Annotated in this window: 12 protein-coding genes and 3 tRNA genes; 2 read left to right on the forward strand and 13 right to left on the reverse strand. The window is 41.5% G+C overall.

The window, feature by feature from the left end:
* Positions 1–29: 29 nt before the first annotated feature.
* The 3 genes from I2I13_RS11805 to I2I13_RS11815 are packed head-to-tail and all read right to left on the reverse strand — an operon-like array spanning position 30 to position 5,552.
* Positions 30–3,155 carry an efflux RND transporter permease subunit gene (locus I2I13_RS11805; protein ID WP_195649574.1) on the reverse strand — a complete coding sequence of 1,042 codons (3,126 nt, stop codon included), beginning with the start codon at positions 3,153–3,155 and terminating at the stop codon, positions 30–32.
* Positions 3,156–3,169: 14 nt separating this feature from the next.
* The gene (locus I2I13_RS11810; protein ID WP_195649575.1) at positions 3,170–4,264 is read right to left on the reverse strand and encodes an efflux RND transporter periplasmic adaptor subunit; all 1,095 of its coding nucleotides are present in this window, start codon (positions 4,262–4,264) and stop codon (positions 3,170–3,172) included.
* Positions 4,265–4,286: 22 nt separating this feature from the next.
* Positions 4,287–5,552 (reverse strand): TolC family protein, encoded by a 1,266-nt coding sequence (locus tag I2I13_RS11815; protein ID WP_148366948.1) that lies wholly within the window; start codon positions 5,550–5,552, stop codon positions 4,287–4,289.
* 235 nt (positions 5,553–5,787) lie between these two features.
* On the opposite strand from I2I13_RS11815, the gene I2I13_RS11820 reads away from it, so the two are divergent.
* A complete protein-coding gene (locus I2I13_RS11820) occupies positions 5,788–6,150 on the forward strand; it encodes a co-chaperone YbbN (RefSeq protein ID WP_004295721.1) in 363 nt (120 codons plus the stop codon).
* Between the two features lie 240 nt (positions 6,151–6,390).
* On the opposite strand, the gene nagA (I2I13_RS11825) is transcribed toward I2I13_RS11820, so the two are convergent.
* From nagA (I2I13_RS11825) to I2I13_RS11840, 4 genes are all read right to left on the reverse strand, one after another.
* Positions 6,391–7,566 carry an N-acetylglucosamine-6-phosphate deacetylase gene (nagA, locus tag I2I13_RS11825; protein ID WP_148366949.1) on the reverse strand — a complete coding sequence of 392 codons (1,176 nt, stop codon included), beginning with the start codon at positions 7,564–7,566 and terminating at the stop codon, positions 6,391–6,393.
* A gap of 21 nt (positions 7,567–7,587) precedes the next feature.
* On the reverse strand, positions 7,588–8,754 hold the full coding sequence (gene nagA / locus I2I13_RS11830; protein WP_008648092.1) for an N-acetylglucosamine-6-phosphate deacetylase: 1,167 nt from the start codon (positions 8,752–8,754) through the stop codon (positions 7,588–7,590).
* Positions 8,755–8,944: 190 nt separating this feature from the next.
* Positions 8,945–9,020, reverse strand: a tRNA-Gly gene (locus I2I13_RS11835).
* 88 nt (positions 9,021–9,108) lie between these two features.
* Entirely contained in the window at positions 9,109–10,065 is a 957-nt protein-coding gene (locus tag I2I13_RS11840) for an IS982 family transposase (protein ID WP_370540824.1), read from the reverse strand.
* Between the two features lie 429 nt (positions 10,066–10,494).
* On the opposite strand from I2I13_RS11840, the gene I2I13_RS11845 reads away from it, so the two are divergent.
* Positions 10,495–10,767 (forward strand): hypothetical protein, encoded by a 273-nt coding sequence (locus I2I13_RS11845; RefSeq protein ID WP_195649577.1) that lies wholly within the window; start codon positions 10,495–10,497, stop codon positions 10,765–10,767.
* Positions 10,768–11,071: 304 nt separating this feature from the next.
* Here I2I13_RS11845 and I2I13_RS11850 read toward each other — a convergent pair whose 3' ends face one another.
* From I2I13_RS11850 to I2I13_RS11875, 6 genes are all read right to left on the reverse strand, one after another.
* A complete protein-coding gene (locus I2I13_RS11850; RefSeq protein WP_195649578.1) occupies positions 11,072–12,709 on the reverse strand; it encodes a DEAD/DEAH box helicase in 1,638 nt (545 codons plus the stop codon).
* Complete coding sequence (locus tag I2I13_RS11855) at positions 12,709–15,036, reverse strand: DGQHR domain-containing protein (protein WP_195649579.1); 2,328 nt, start codon at positions 15,034–15,036, stop codon at positions 12,709–12,711. The genes I2I13_RS11850 and I2I13_RS11855 overlap by 1 nt, the downstream gene beginning before the upstream one ends.
* 18 nt (positions 15,037–15,054) lie before the next feature.
* Positions 15,055–15,606, reverse strand: coding sequence for a Dam family site-specific DNA-(adenine-N6)-methyltransferase (locus tag I2I13_RS24650; protein ID WP_195649580.1), 552 nt, complete (start codon positions 15,604–15,606; stop codon positions 15,055–15,057).
* Positions 15,607–15,623: 17 nt separating this feature from the next.
* Positions 15,624–15,935, reverse strand: coding sequence for a DNA adenine methylase (locus tag I2I13_RS24655; protein WP_195649581.1), 312 nt, complete (start codon positions 15,933–15,935; stop codon positions 15,624–15,626).
* A gap of 137 nt (positions 15,936–16,072) precedes the next feature.
* Positions 16,073–16,154 (reverse strand) — tRNA-Leu (locus I2I13_RS11870).
* Positions 16,155–16,186: 32 nt separating this feature from the next.
* Positions 16,187–16,259, reverse strand: a tRNA-Gly gene (locus I2I13_RS11875).
* Between the last annotated feature and the right edge of the window lie 10 nt (positions 16,260–16,269).

Raw genomic sequence — 16,269 nt, forward strand, 5'->3', positions numbered from 1 at the left:
GAGAGTTTTTTTCACAGAATAGAAATGAACTAAATACGTCTTTGCAATAACTTTCCATTTTTATCATATAACATTCGTTCATATACCACTTCCACAATAAGAGGAAAGACAAACAGAGCAAAGAAAGTCGCTCCTATCAATCCACCGATAATGACAATCGCCAACGGACGCTGTGATTCCGAACCAATTCCATGACTCATGGCAGCGGGCATCAAACCGATAGCTGCCATTGCCGCTGTCATAATCACAGGGCGGATACGCGAGCGCACTCCTTCCTTAGTGGCTTTCTCCAAGGGCGAGCCCAGTTTCAGATTCGCCTTAATATCGGAAATCATAATCACCCCATTCTGAATACAGATGCCAAACAAAGCAATGAAACCGATACCGGCAGAAATGGAGAAGTTGAACTGCGTTATCAGAAGAGCCACAATACCCCCCACGGCGGCAAATGGTACATTCAGCAATACCAGTCCCGCATCCCGCGCATTAGAGAATAGAATAAACAGGATGATAAAGATGATAGCAATACTGATAGGAACAACCTGTGCCAGACGTTTTGTGGCACGTTGCTGGTTCTCAAAATCCCCCGTCCATTTCAGCGAATAGCCTGCCGGCAGATGCACGGAAGCATTCACCTTTTTCTGCGCCTCGGCAACTGCCGTACCCATATCACGGCCTCTCACCGAGAACTTCACCGCACAGAAACGAGCGTGATTATCACGGAATATCAATAACGGTCCCGTAATCGTCGTTATATCTGCCAATTCCTTGATAGGAACCATCGTTCCATCCATCGCCGGAACCAATATCTTACCTATCTCCTCTTCATTCTGACGGAATTGTTCGCTGTATCTTACCATGATATTGAACTTCCGCTCATCCTCATACAACAGTGAAGCCGATTTTCCGCCAATAGCCATTTCTATAATCGATTGCACATCCTCCTTGGCAACCCCATAACGCGCCAACTGACGTTCATTCAACTCTATACGAAGCTCCGGCTGACCGATGTTCCGAATCATACCCAAGTCTTCAATTCCCTGAACCGTACTAAGAATTTTTTCAATCTGAACCGCATATTTCTCCGACTCATACAAATCTTTACCAAACACTTTCACCGCAATAGATCCTTTCACACCGGAAGCAGCTTCCTCCACATTATCGGTAATCGGTTGTGAGAAATTGAAGTCAATGCCGGGATAAATGGATAAATCCTCCTGCATCTTATCAATCAGTTCCAATTTTGTCAGCTTGCTCTCCCATTCCTTTTCGGGATAGATATCAACGTGGAACTCGATATTATAGAATCCGGTAGCATCTGTACCGTCATTCGGTCGTCCGGTTTGCGACAGCACTTGCCGCACTTCCGGAAACGTCAAAAGTTTCCTTCTCATTTTATTGGCGAGAACCACCGATTCATCCAACGAAATACTTTGTGGCAAGGTGGCACGAATATAGATAGATCCCTCATTCAACTGCGGAAGGAACTCCGTACCCAGGAAAGAGAAAAGCCATAATCCGACACCAGCTATGACCGTTGCCAACCCGATAGTCAGCTTCCTGTGCGCATAGAATAAATCAAAAAGAGCCGAACACTTCGTATTGATAAAATGGACAAAACGGTTATTCTTCTCACGGACATTCTTCTTCAATAACATGGAAGACATCACGGGAACCAATGTCAATGTAAAGATCAGTGCTCCCAACAGTGCAAAGCCCAGTGTGTAGGCTAAAGGAGAGAACATTTTTCCTTCTACCTTCTGGAAAGAGAAGATAGGAATCAATGCAGTGATGATAATTAATTTGGAGAAAAAAACCGCTTTCGCCTTATCTTTTGCCGTGTTGCGGATCAATCCCATTTTAGACATCACATTAAAAGCAGGCATCCCCACTTCCCTTGCCTTCTTGTCCAAAGCCACAAACACTCCTTCCACCATCACCACAGCCCCATCAATAATAATACCGAAGTCTATGGCTCCCATAGAAAGCAGATTGGCGGACATTCCCATCACCCGTAAACAGATAAAAGCGAACAAAAGGGCTAATGGGATAACGACAGCAACAATCACGGTAGTCCGCCAATCTGCCATAAAGATCAATACAATAAACGTAACCAATAATATTCCTTCGATCAGATTATGCGTCACAGTCTTTACCGCCAGATTCACCAAGTCCTCCCGGTCATAGAACGCCACTATCTTCACATCTTTCGGAAGCACATTCTGATTCAAGTCTTCTATTTTATCTTTCAGGTTTGCAATCACCTCACCCGGATTCTCTCCTTTCCGCATGACTACAATGCCCTGAACAACATCATCCTCATCCATTCGCCCTACCTGCCCCAGACGAGGCAGACAGGATTCGTGTACATCGGCAAGATTCTTCACCAGAATGGGAGTGCCATTGATGTTTTTCACTACGATATTTCTCAATTCGTCCAAATCGTTAATCAGACCGATTCCACGAACGACATATGCCTGTGAGCTTTTAGTAATGACATCGCCTCCTACGTTAATATTACTTTTGGCAATCGCATCATAAAGTTCCAAAGAGGTAATGCCATAATTAATCAACTGGTGAGGATTCACACTTACCTCAAACGTCTTCACCTCCCCGCCGAAGCTCACAATATCCGCCACACCGGACACCGAACGAAGATTACGTTCAATCACCCAATCCTGAATCGTTTTCAGTTCCCGCACACTGCGCTTGTCACTACGAAGCGTATAACGGAATATTTCTCCCGTCGGTCCGTACAGAGGTTGCACTTCCGGAGTTACCCCGTCCGGAAGGTCGGCATCATTCAATAAATTATATACCTGTTGACGTGCGGTGAAATCATCGACACGATCTTCAAACATTACATTGATAACAGAAAGCCCGAAAAGAGTGGTGGAACGAATATCCGTTTTCTTCTGAACGGGATTCATCGCAATCTCAACAGGAATGGTGATAAACTTCTCTACCTCTTCGGCACTACGTCCCGGCCATTGCGTGATAATCGTCACTTTCGTATTCGTCACATCCGGGAAAGCATCTATCGGAGTATGTTTAAAGGAAACAGCTCCGGCTATAACGGCAATCGCTGTACAGAAGAAAATAAAGAATTTGTTCTTCAGCGAGAAAGCCACTATATTATCTATGAATTTGTGCATACTATTTTCTGTTTTTAATCTGCATTCAACGCATTATATACCAACAATACATTATTATTCAGCACTCTGTCTCCCTCGGAAAGTCCGGAACGGATATAGCACTCCTTGCTCAACTGCTTGTACACATCCACCTCTTTCACCTGCAAACGCTCATCCGGCTCCACCACGACCACATAATTCTTTCCTCCTTCAAATACCAGTGCATGAGCATCGATACGGGGCATGGAAGTTCCATCCGCTTTACATTTCACACTTACATTCGTAAACATCCCCGGTTTCAACAAATACTCTTCATTCTTTAATTTGATACGGACATTCATCGTTTTACTTTCACTGTTCAACAAATGATACACCTTATCAATCGTACCGGCAAACATCTTATCCGGATAAGCCAACGTAGAAATGCGTACGGAAGCACCTTCGGAAACCTTACTGATATCGCTTTCATACACATCCGCCATCACCCATACGTCTGACAACCCCGAAATCGTGAACAGTTCTTCACTCTGATCCGGACGCAACTGCATATCCCTGCTGATTTGTTTCTCCACAATAAACCCCGAAACAGGAGATTTCAGCTGATAATAAGCATTTCCGGAGAAATTATAAATAGAGAAAACATCCTTTATTCTTCTTTCTTCGGCTTCGGCACTTGTCAACTCCTGCTTCGCCTGAAGTACATCTTTATCCGAGGTCATGCCGGAAGCATACATATCCTGCGTAGCATCCATATTTCTGCGTGCCAGCAATAACTGTTGTTCCGCCTCCTTCAATTGCTTTTCATAATCTGCCACTTCTCCACTGCGGATGACTGCCAATACCTCTCCCTTACGAACAAAGTCTCCTATTTCAGCCTTCAGTTCCGTTACCGTACCTCCAAACATCGGATATACATGTGCCACCTGATTCTCATTAAACGTCACCCGTCCGTTCAATGTCAGTTCATCAATCACCTCTTGAACGTGAACCGTATCGACAGATACAATTCTCGACAAGCTATCTGTCAGGCATAAGGCAGTCGGTTCAACATTCGTTTGTTCTCCTTTACCGGAGTATGCTCCCAATACGGTAGTAAGCAATATGCAAGGAAGGAATTTATTCCAGTTCATAGTCTTTGATAATTTATGAATATTAGTAGTTCAATATGGTTTGTCCGATAGTTGTATTCAAGTTTTCCATCGCCAGGAAAACGTCTTTCTTTATTTCATGTAGCTGAATACAAGTTTCTTTATAGCTGTCATAGTAATCGATAAACTCCAACAAACTGATATTCCGTTTCTTAAAGTTTTCATTCACTCCTTCTATCAGTTTTTCGAAGTTACGTTCCAGTTCCATATGGGTAGATTGATAAAGTTGAACAGCTTTATCCAGTGAAGCATAAGCGGTATAAAGCTCCATATCCGCATGGTTAGCCGCATTTTCCTGTTCCGCTCCCGCCTGCCGGATACTAAAACGGGCAGCTTTAATATTTCCCTGGTTGCGGTTGAAAATAGGCACTGACAGGCTCACTCCTATTGCAAAATAGTCATTGATAAAGTTTCCGACACGGTCATAACTACCTTTCACCGAGAATTCCGGAAATGCCATCGATTTCTGCAATTTCAAGTTCGCACGGGAAGCACTTACCATGCTCCGGGCAATCTTGAGATCCGGACGCTCATTCACCATCGCTTTCAAGTCGGCAAACGATAATTGAGACAGATCCAATTGTTTTAACACTTCTTCATCCAGCGATAGCTTAATCACAGTATCTCCCGGAAGATTTAACAAGACATTGAGTTCCCCTCTAAGGGTCAGCAACTCGTTTTCCCGTTCGTTCTTCTCTTTTTTCAAAGAGAACAGCATAGATTCCAGACGGGACATTTCCATCAACGAAATATTTCCTTTCTCCTGTTGCTGTTTCATTCCGGCAAGTAACTCTTGCAGAGAGTTCACTTCTTTCTCGTAAATAGATATGGATTTCGAAAGAAAATAGACTTGTACGAACTTCTCATTCAATTCCTGTCGAAGTGTCCTCATCACCTCTTCAAACTGATATTCCGCTATTTCCTTATTGATTTTCTCGAGCTTCACCTGTTTATTTCGCTGTCCGGCAAGATGAATCACCTGTTCAATCTCCACAACCGCTTCGCCCTCCTTACCAAAATCAAAATACTTCCCGTTCAGTCGGTTATAGACATTCTGTTCCAACGAGATTACCGGATTCTCAAATAATTTGGCTTGCAGCACTTGTGCCTGTGCCACATCAATGTTGTACCGTTCGGCTATCAGCGATAAGTTACGTTCCAGAAAACGCTGTTCCGCCTCTTTCAGGGTTAATGTTCCTGTGGTAACTTGTTGCGCACAGACTTCTCCTGTCAACAGAAGAAAAAAAGAAATTAGAAATACTCTATTCATTACTCTATTTATCTTTATTACCTTATTGTAGTTGTCGTGGCAAAATTACAATTCTGTAACCGGAGAGATGGGAAAAAGCGATTATAAGCCTCTCATATCAGATTAGAATTCGATTAGAAAATAGCTATAAAGGAAGAATTGTAAACACAACAGGAAAAATGGCTATCCTTCTTTCATCCCAACTCCCCTATCTTTGCAGAAGAGAAAATGAAATGAACCATTAAAAATAGAATATATGAAAATAATAGATTTAACCAAAGATAGTTTTGTAGAAAAAGTAGCTGATTATCAATCTTATCCTGACAACTGGAACTTCAAAGGGAATAAACCTTGCCTGGTCGATTTTCATGCTCCGTGGTGCGTTTATTGCAAAGCGTTATCGCCTATATTAGACCAACTGGCTAAAGAATACGAAGGGAAATTAGATATTTATAAAGTAGACGTCGATCAGGAACCGGAACTGGAAAGTGCATTTAAAATCCGCACCATTCCCAATCTGTTACTTTGCCCGCTGAACGGCAAACCGACAATGAAATTAGGTACAATGAATAAAAACCAATTGAAAGAACTGATAGAAACCAGTTTACTTTCAGAATAAAAATACATTAAAAGTCCGGGAAACTTCTGATGATGATAAACTGCCGGACTTTTGATATCATACAGAACATTGGCTTTTATATAGGGAGTGTGTCAAAACGCAGATTAACGCAAATTATCGCAGATTATTTCATTTATATTGATATATTAATCAACGACTTATAAAATTATTTCTGCGATAATTCGCGTTAATCTGCGTTTTATTATTCATTATGCCCCTCCTCTTTGGGGATTATTTCAACTATTCTTTATGCAACAGAATATCAGTTCCCGGAACAATCTTCCCCATTGACCATACACATCGCACATTCAGTTCCTTATCAAGAATCACAATATCGGCATCCTTTCCCTTTGCCAACGCCCCTTTCCGGTCACTCACTCCAATTAAACGGGCAGGAGTTTCAGAAGCCATGCGCACGGCATCTTCCAAAGGTATATTCGCTTTCTTCACCATGGTGCGAACCAATACATCCATTGTAGCCAAGCTACCGGCCAGTGCAGAATGATCTGCCATCTTACATACGCCGTCCTCTATGATATAGCGAGGATCAATCGGTTCGTTCCCTTCATAAGCAGCATAAGCCAAAGCATCGGTAACGAGGCACGTATTCTCTACACCTTTCAACTTATAAACCAATTTTAGAATCGTGGCAGGCAAGTGAATACCATCTGCAATCACTTCCACTGTCATCCCATCCGTCAAATATACACTCTCCACCGTACCCTCATATTTATATTCACGACGTTTGTGGAAACCCGGCATCGCATTGTAAAAATGGGCAGCATGAGAGAAACCCACTGCATACGCAGCCTTGATATCATCATATTCGGCTTCCGTATGTGTTACGGCAGTCATAATTCCTTTCGAACGGGTGTACTTTGCAAAATCATGCGCGCCGGGCAGTTCAGGACTGATGTCCCAACGTCTGATACAAGAGGTATGCTCCAATAAAGGAATATATTCATTTTCATCCGGAGTTTTCAGAAAACCGTCATATTGTGTTCCCGCCATCTTCGGATTCAGGTAAGGACCTTCAATATGCAGGCCGAGAACAGGAGAATCCTTCTCTTTCATCAGGTTTTCACAGACATCGACAGCCTGATAGATTCTTTCGAACGAGGTAGATGATAATGTAGGAAATATCCCGGTAGCACCATGTTTCAGATGTGCAGTAGTTGCCATGCGGAATGCTTCTTCCGTTGCTTCCGTATAATCATGTCCGCCACCTCCATGTGCATGCATACTTACAAATCCGGGCACAATCGTCATCCCTCTGGCATCAATAACCGTTGCACCGATAACCGCCAAATCACTGTTGGTCACCTCTAATATTTTTCCATCACAAATCAATACGGAACCATCTTTCAACCAGCCTTGCGGGGTCAATATTCTTCCGTTTATTATTTGAGTCAACATAGTTTTCGTTATTTATCAGATTTAAAACAGTTTATTGGTGCCTTCCACCAGTTCTCCCATTGCCCATACAGCTCTCACATTCAAGTCTCTGTCTAAAGCAATCATATCGGCATCCTTGCCACGCTCCAGCGTTCCTTTGCGGTCGAGTACTCCCATGATCCGGGCAGGGGTTTCGGAAGCCATGCGCACGGCATCCTCCAAAGGTATTTCCGCCTTCTGCACCATGGTACGAATCAGGCGGTCCATCGTTGCAATACTTCCCGCCAGTGCTGAATGGTCTGCCAGCTTACATACTCCGTCCTCGATAATCACACGCGGATCAAAAGCCACCTGACTATCGCTGGCCGCACAAGCCAATGCATCCGTTATCAGGCAAGTGCGTTCCACTCCTTTTATCTTGTAAACAAGGCGCAAGATTGTTGGAGGCACATGAATTCCGTCTGCCACCACTTCCACTGTCATATCATCAATCAGATAAATACTTTCTACCGTACCTTCATACTTGTACTCTTTCCGTTTATGGAATCCCGGCATCGCATTATAAAAATGAGTGGCATGTGTATATCCCGCCTCGTAGGCTGTCTGTATATCCTCAAACTCGGCCTGGGTATGTCCTACCGAAGCCAACACCCCTTTCGCCGTGATATATTTACCAAATTGCATGGCTCCGGGAAGTTCCGGTGCGGCATCCCAACGCTTGATACAATGAGTTTCTTCCAACAACGGAATATATTCTTCAGGATCGGGATCTTTGATATTTTCCGGAATTTGTCCGCCTGCCATCGCCATATTGAAATAATGTCCTTCCAGATGAAGCCCGAGCACAGGGCTATTAGGCTCCGCCATCATTTTTTCAGTAGTTTCCGCAGCTGCACGGATCATGGGAATGGTAGAAGAAGAAAGAGTAGGAAAAATACTGGTAGTGCCATGCTGCATATGAGCTTTGATTGCTGTCCGGAAAGCCTCTTCGGTGCCTTCCATAAAGTCTCTTCCACCACCACCGTGAACATGGATTTCTACACCGCCCGGAACAATATACATTCCTTTGGCATCAATCAGTTTGGCTCCGATAATTGCAAGGTCACAATTGGTTACTTCCAGAATTTTATTGTCACGAATAAGAACTGACCCATCCTTCAACCAGCCTTGCGGAGTGAGGATGCGTGCATTAATGATCTGTGTTAACATATCACAAATAGTTAAATTAATTAAAGGTCTGTGTGAATCAATGACGCTCTTTTTTGGGGGGAGTACATTGATTTTTTCGTTTGCAAAATTACGTTTTTCCGTTCAATCTATCGATACAATCGTCCGGTAAACTTCCAATATTATACAAAAAAAGGTTGCCAATCTTATCGACTGACAACCTCATTCTATATGGAGCGGAAAACGAGACTCGAACTCGCGACCCTAACCTTGGCAAGGTTATGCTCTACCAACTGAGCTATTTCCGCAAACTAAATTTCGTCATTCAGAAATCTGAAAGATGGGTGCCCAGAACAGGCATCCAACTATTAAAATATATAAAAAACGTTGGCGGAATTACATTAGCGCATATTTAATTCTTTCAATGGGGCTTCCATTTAGTTTGTTAATATATTGTAGGATTGTCAGTGCGCTGATTTTCCCGATAATGCGGGTGAACAATCCTTCTGTATCCTTTGCATAGTTCCTAACAATCATAAATTGATCACAAAGCTGTGAAAAAAGTGTCTCAATCCTCTTTCTGAACTTCGCAAACGGAGTGAATGTAGGTTTCCAGTCCTTCTGATTTGACCGATATGGCACTTCAAGACCGATATTTACTGTTTCAAACAAATCCAATTGTACCTCTGTACTGATATACCCCTTATCACCGATGACAGTGCAATTGTTATATTCTGTCTTTATATCCTCCAAATAATGAATATCGTGTACATTGGCCTTTGTCAGGTCAAATGAATGTACAACCCCATTCAATCCGCAAAGAGCATGTAACTTATAACCATAGTAATATACACCTTGGGAGGCGCAATAGCCGGTTGCAGGAGCTTTTTCATAATTATTCTTCCCCATCTTGCATCGTCTTGCATGAGCTAAGCGACAAACCGCTATCGGTTTGGAATCTATGCAAAAGTATTCTTCACATCCATCCGGACGTTGAACCATCCTATCACTAATAACCTTACAGAGTGAAGACGTGTATTTACGTCTGTCATTATATTGTCGACGGGAGACCAGATTAGGGATTTCCGTCCTATATTCCTCTAGCTTGGAAAACAGGAAGGACTCACTGTCAATACCGCTCGCTTCTGATGTCAGGCTGAGGGCTATTATTTCCAAGTCCGAAAATCTGGGAACTACTCCACATCGTGGAATATTACCGGACTCATTCACCAAATTATCGGCCAATTGCTTGCAGATGTCGAGAAATCTTACGAATATTGCATATAAGTTGTGCATGGAATTGATTGTAATTAATAGTTTGGTCACTACTAATTTACTAAATATCAGTAACATGTACAACTTTTTAATACTCATACAGTTATGTGTTTAATTCCGCCAACGGGTAAAAAAGTAAAGGTAACAATATATCAATATATCAGCGATGTTACAATTTAGACAATTCTCTATATTTTACTATTTTTATCCATATTTTCGCATTGAGTACACTTTTAGTACACCTTATTCGGATATTTTTCTTAGCTTTTCAGCGCCCCTTTTAAAACCGTCACGGAGTACTATTTTTATAAAAGTACACCTCGGAAATTTCAGTGGGACTCAAATTATTTAAATTTGGCACACAACCTTTATGGTAAAACTTCAAAAACAATCACGACAGAATCCGAAACTTGAACAGTGCAAGCTTAATGATGGTACTATCCCTCTCTAGCTTAAATATTACTCGACTGAAAGGAGGAGTTAAAGAAGGATGCTGATGGCAACGTCATGTATTACATACCCGGCAAAATGGCTGAAAAACCGACGAAGGATGTAAAGCATAAACGAACGAAAAAGAAACTTAACCTCACTTTCATAGTGAAGTCCATGACTTCCCAAGAACGTCAGCAAAACCGGGAGACGCTTGAACTTGCAGAAAAAAACCGTTATGGGAGAGAACAAGAGCTTAAGGAAGAGAAGACCGTCATTCGGCTCCCCAAGCATCCGGAGAAAACCATAAGTGATAAAACGCGAGACTATTTCACTCAATGCCGAGCTTAGCCTCCAATCTACGGCTTGCCTCCGTCAATGCAACGTATTATCAACGAGGTGGCAACTAAACGAGAGACAGCAATAGACTTCGCTCTTGACCCGTCCATTGGGAGCAGCGAGTATTGCAATCGGCAGCCAATGCAAGAACGACGTGAAACAGCTACGTTATATGACATTCAATCCTGAGCCATACGTCAACAACGATGCCTTGGTATTCTGGATGATCGATGTGGCAACACGATAATAATATCACGCTCTAAATCTATCCGGCCACTATGGTGATGTGTTTTTACGACTCTCGTTGTAAGGTGATTTATATCTTTACATCAACAATCGTCTCACGATTCCATGTGGCAAATCGGATTATCCTTCCTTCCCTATATAGATAGCCAATAATTCGGTCATTAACCGATGGCTTTGAATTTCTATTGAATGAACTGATTATAGTAAACCCTTTGGGCTCATTGTTCTTTTTCATCAGCTTTATGGAAATTGATTTTCGTCCGCTTAATCCACAAAGGAGTTGCCGCTTATTATTCCGGATATTCTCAATAAAATATTCTTCGTTAGTTTCCACAATGTTATACTTCGCATAGATGGTTGAAGAGCGCACTTCAATATTGTCAAGGCTCTCATCTGTATCCTCTTGCCTGAGTATTACCATAATCCCTGATTCAGTTTCAATATCAACCTGTTGAATGAGTTTCATCTCATCCAAACCTTCAGACAAATCCCTCTCACAAGAAGTACGTAATCCTAGATTATCTCTATCCGTCTTATTTCTAAGCTGTCTGATTGAAGATGATGGGCCTCCTTCAAAATACTGTTCCCATGGACGGTTATCGTCTGGAAGACCAAAACGTCCATACATCCCCACATTATCAAGAATGAGACACTGCTTGTCTCCATTCCTGCGTAGACCACGGCCTACTTGTTGGATATATTTCACTAAGGAGCGTGTCGGTCGTGCCAATTGGACAAACTCAAGATCTGGGCAATCAAAACCCTCAGAAAATATATCGACGTTAACAATGATGTCAAGATCTCCGTTCTTAAAATTTTGTACAAGTCTTTTCCTTAGATGTGCTGGTGTTTCGCTGTCAATGTCCGCTATCTTTATCCCAGCATCAAGAAATTGGCTACAAATGTGTTTGCTGTGTTTCCTTGATATACTGTATATTATCCCTTTTTTCCCCTTTACAAACTCAAAATAACTGTCGAGTAGCTGCGCACGAATTCTTCGGGTATCAACCACTTGCTCAAGCGCACTTGTTTTATAATCTCCATCTATACCGAACTCATTGATTGACTCAATGCTGCTTCTTATAGTGCTGTCAATGGGAACGGAATAATATTTATATGGTGCAAGCCACCCTTTTTCAAGAAATTCCTTTATGGGCATAGATGGAATCAAGGTATCGAAGTTTCCTTTGAATCCTCGCCCATCCATTCGCCACGGGGTCGCAGTCACACCAAGCTTTTTAGATTCCGGATAGTAGTTCCATAATTTTGTATAACTTTGAGCTGTCGCATGGTGCGCTTCATCTATAATAATGAAGTCTGCATGGAAAGCCTCAGCTAATTGCCGATTCGATGGATGTGTAATAGTTTGGATTGAGGCAACTTGAACAGGCAATAAAAAGTCGCGTCTATCCTTGAATGCCCCAGCAATAATTCCATGTGGAATGCGATATTTGTTAAGACTCTCATCTATTTGCTCAATCAGTTCGGTGCGATGCGCGATAATTAGAATGCCTTTGCGCCTGTTCTCTTGAAGTGATGCTAAAGAAAGGTCGCGAATCAGAGATGTGAACAATCGAGTTTTACCTGTGCCAGTAGGCATCTGATAAAGAACATTATCCACATAATCCCACTGACCAAAGATTTTTTCCTTGGCCTCCTGCTGATAATTCCGCAGCGTATGATCAAGTCGACATAGTTCTAAAAACATCAAGCCTCAGGATTCAGCGAACCATAAATCAATTCCATTTCATCAACCTGTTGTGGAGAAAGCTTCTTTCCCTTAGGATTTGATATAGCCTTGGTGAATTTTATCAAATCGGACAACCACACCAATTTATCAGCCTTTGTGGAACATTGTTCGTTTACCGGTATGGCAAATTCTTTCTTAAATGGCACAAAGGTTGAATCTCCTTCTTTTGATTGAGACCAATTCTTTTCGATAATAGTTTTAATATCGTTTAAATCTATCGCATCGGTCCACTCAATTTCTTGAAGATCAAAATCATCCTCATCGCCATGGAGCGTAATCAGCCTTTTTAGACACTCCTTCTTAGTGTCGTTTACTGAACTTTCCCAATTATCTCCATATAATTCTTGAAGTTTTTCAAGAATACGACCTTTTAATGTCGTGAAAATCTTTTCAGCATGGTCTTTTGCCTTCTGCTGAAGACCTGTATCTTGGCTCTTTAGCCATGATTCTAATCCATCAGGATTAAAATCCGGGACTTCTGTGTGTATAGAGTTCTGAAAACGGCATAACCATGTGCGTTCAGCCTGCTGTCCTCTAATAAGACGCAGTTCATTCTCATCTGTCGCAGGAAGATTCGACAAATAATCAATAAAAATATCAAGATACTTTTTCACAACTGGCATTCTTTCTGCCAAGGATGAGAATTGGGTTACCTGTCCTGATTTAATAAGATATTTGTTCAAAGAGCCAACCAATGCAACGAATGCATATGTGCCTCTGTTACACATAATAAAATCCTTAAACAGCTTCTCGTCCAGCTCTTGATGAGCATAGTTGTAACACTCGCGAAGATATGAGGCAACACGTTTCTTACATTCATTCATCGCCTTATCGTGATCAAGATTCTGAGTATCATACATACAGACATCTGTGTCCTTTGTATAAGATTGTTTGCTGGCGCGTGGCAATAACGAGGATTGCAAAAGCCCATTGTCAAAAGGCGTAAAATTCAAATCCGAAGAATCCTCACCCACAGAAATCTTGTTAGCTAAAACGCTACCAGAATCTGCTGCTAATGCCTTGATTATAGATGATCGCAAAGCTTTAAGCCGAGAGTCAACCTGAAGTGACTCCCAGTTTATATCTTCTTCAAGATCAAGACGTAGATTCTTGCTAACAGCCTTCTGATTTTCGTTTATATCCATGAAAATCTGAAGTTGTTCTCGTGATTCCATATTCTCAAATGCCACCACTGGAATTGTGTTAGTCCTCTTATAGTCCGAACCGGCATATCCGTATAATCTATGTTGACCGTCAATGATATATGCAATACCATACGCATTCGGTATGCTGAGAATACCAAGTTGAGCATTTGAATCTTCAGATGAATTTTCAGCCAAATCAAACTGAATCTTCATCTTCTTACTGCTGGTAGTGTCAAAGTTTACAATTAGAGAATTAGGAAAATATCCGCCATTCTGAATAAAGTTGGTTATACCTGGTAAACGTTTGGCAGACAGCAAACGCTGATAAGTGGGGGCCATAGAATCGTTTACTTTAGTGCGATGCAACACAAACCCCATCTTGAGTAATGTTTCCGGCTCAATAGACATCATATAGTAATCGAAACCACCCATTTTCCCCTTTAAGGCTGGCACCCTAATACGCTTGCTTGAAATGAGCTCGTTTTTGAACATCATCCCATAAAATTGGTAGTTTACACAAAACTTATACGACTTAAGTAGCCCTTGAATGTATTTATATGCGTTCTCGTTGAGATGAAAAATTTTCTTCTCAACCATTCTTTTCGTATCCTCTTCACCGATTCTATAATTGTCGGTTGCAAGAACAAATTTTATTTTCTTATCCCCATATATTTGATGCAAAGCACGTATCACTCCTTCTCTATAATGCTCAATCCCATCAATTACACTTTTAAAACTTGATGTAGTAAGCTTAGTGGCGGCCTTGCATTCCACGACAAATATTGCTTCCTCCCCAATGGCAAGCACGTCTATTTGTTTATGGTCTCCACCACCTTCACCCCATTTGATTTCCAAATGCTCATCTCGATTTAAATATCTAAAGCCGAGGTCATAGAACATTGACCATATTTTATCTTCAAAAGCAACCCCAACCGGCTTTGGTCGTTGCATTCTAACTTTTGTCTTTAAGGTTACAACCTCGACCCAGTCTTGCTTTTTGCGTTCTTCTGCCTCATTAAAGGATACAGAACACTCATCATAGGACTTCTTCTTAGCCCTATATAGAGATGCAAGCTTCTTCTCATCTGAGCACATATGTTCTTTAATGCTCATTATCTGTTCTTCGTTAAGACGTACCATATGTATCTGTTTTTATTACTATTGGGGAGGTTGATAATTCGTGATTATTACTTCTTTCGGTTTGCGATTCTTGGAGTTATATGGATTTATCATCCGTGTAACCTCAACCCTACTAATGTGATATCCATTATTGTAGAGATTTTCAAAATATGATATGTCTTCATCGTAGCTGTCGGAATTACTTAGCATGATTCTACATCCTCTATTTCCAAATATATCGCAAATTTCTTTTAATCGAAGTTGGTCGAAGTCGGTAAAACCACTTTTGTCGTACAAAGTAAACATTGTAACTTGTTTGCTTATTGGACGATAAGGTGGGTCTATATATATAAAGGTAGGATTATTTTCAAGAGAATTCCATATCTCTGCAAAATCGCCACAATTAATTTCAACCTTTTGAAGAGCGTTGTGTAATGTCATAATATTTTCCTCTTCAAAAATAGATGGACTTTTGTATCTACCATGAGGAACATTGAAATCACCGGATCTATTCTCTCTGTACAGCCCGTTGAAACAGGTGTGATTCAAGAAGATGAAGAATGCAACCTTCTGTTCATCCTCAAATCTCATTTCGTTAAAGGTTTTTCTTACGCGATGCGAGTCTTGTCCGCAGATATACCATTATACTCATTTCTCAATGCAACCAAGGTGTCCATAATAGACATTGGAGCCTGCTTGATTTTCTGATAAGCATGCATCAAAACGGGATTTATATCATTAATGACCGCCTTTGAAATGTTATTATGCTTCTTGAGCATATGAAAAAGCACGGATCCACCACCGACAAAAGGCTCCACATATACGACATCTTCCCATGTATCAAAGTCAGCAGGAAGCCGTTGTTCAATTTCTTTAAGCAACCTTGTCTTTCCCCCAGCCCATTTGACAAATGGTTTCATGGTTAATTGATTTTTCGTTTTCTTTCCATTCAATAGCATACTTTTGGAATATTTTTTTTGTCGGAGAGTGCATTTTTTGCGCACTTTGGAATTAATAAACCCTTTGATTATCAAAAAATAATCAAAGGGTTAGGAAGTGCCCAGAACAGGACTCGAACCTGCATGCCTCTCGACACACGCACCTGAAACGTGCGCGTCTACCAATTCCGCCACCTGGGCAAAACTTAGTTCCATTATTTCAAAGAAACAAGAGCGGAAAACGAGACTCGAACTCGCGACCCTAACCTTGGCAAGGTTATGCTCTACCAACTGAGCTATTTCCGCATTTCACTTT

The organism is Bacteroides sp. D55t1_190419_B8 (assembly GCF_015558905.1).
In the GTDB taxonomy this organism is placed as follows: Bacteria; Bacteroidota; Bacteroidia; order Bacteroidales; family Bacteroidaceae; genus Bacteroides; species Bacteroides vicugnae.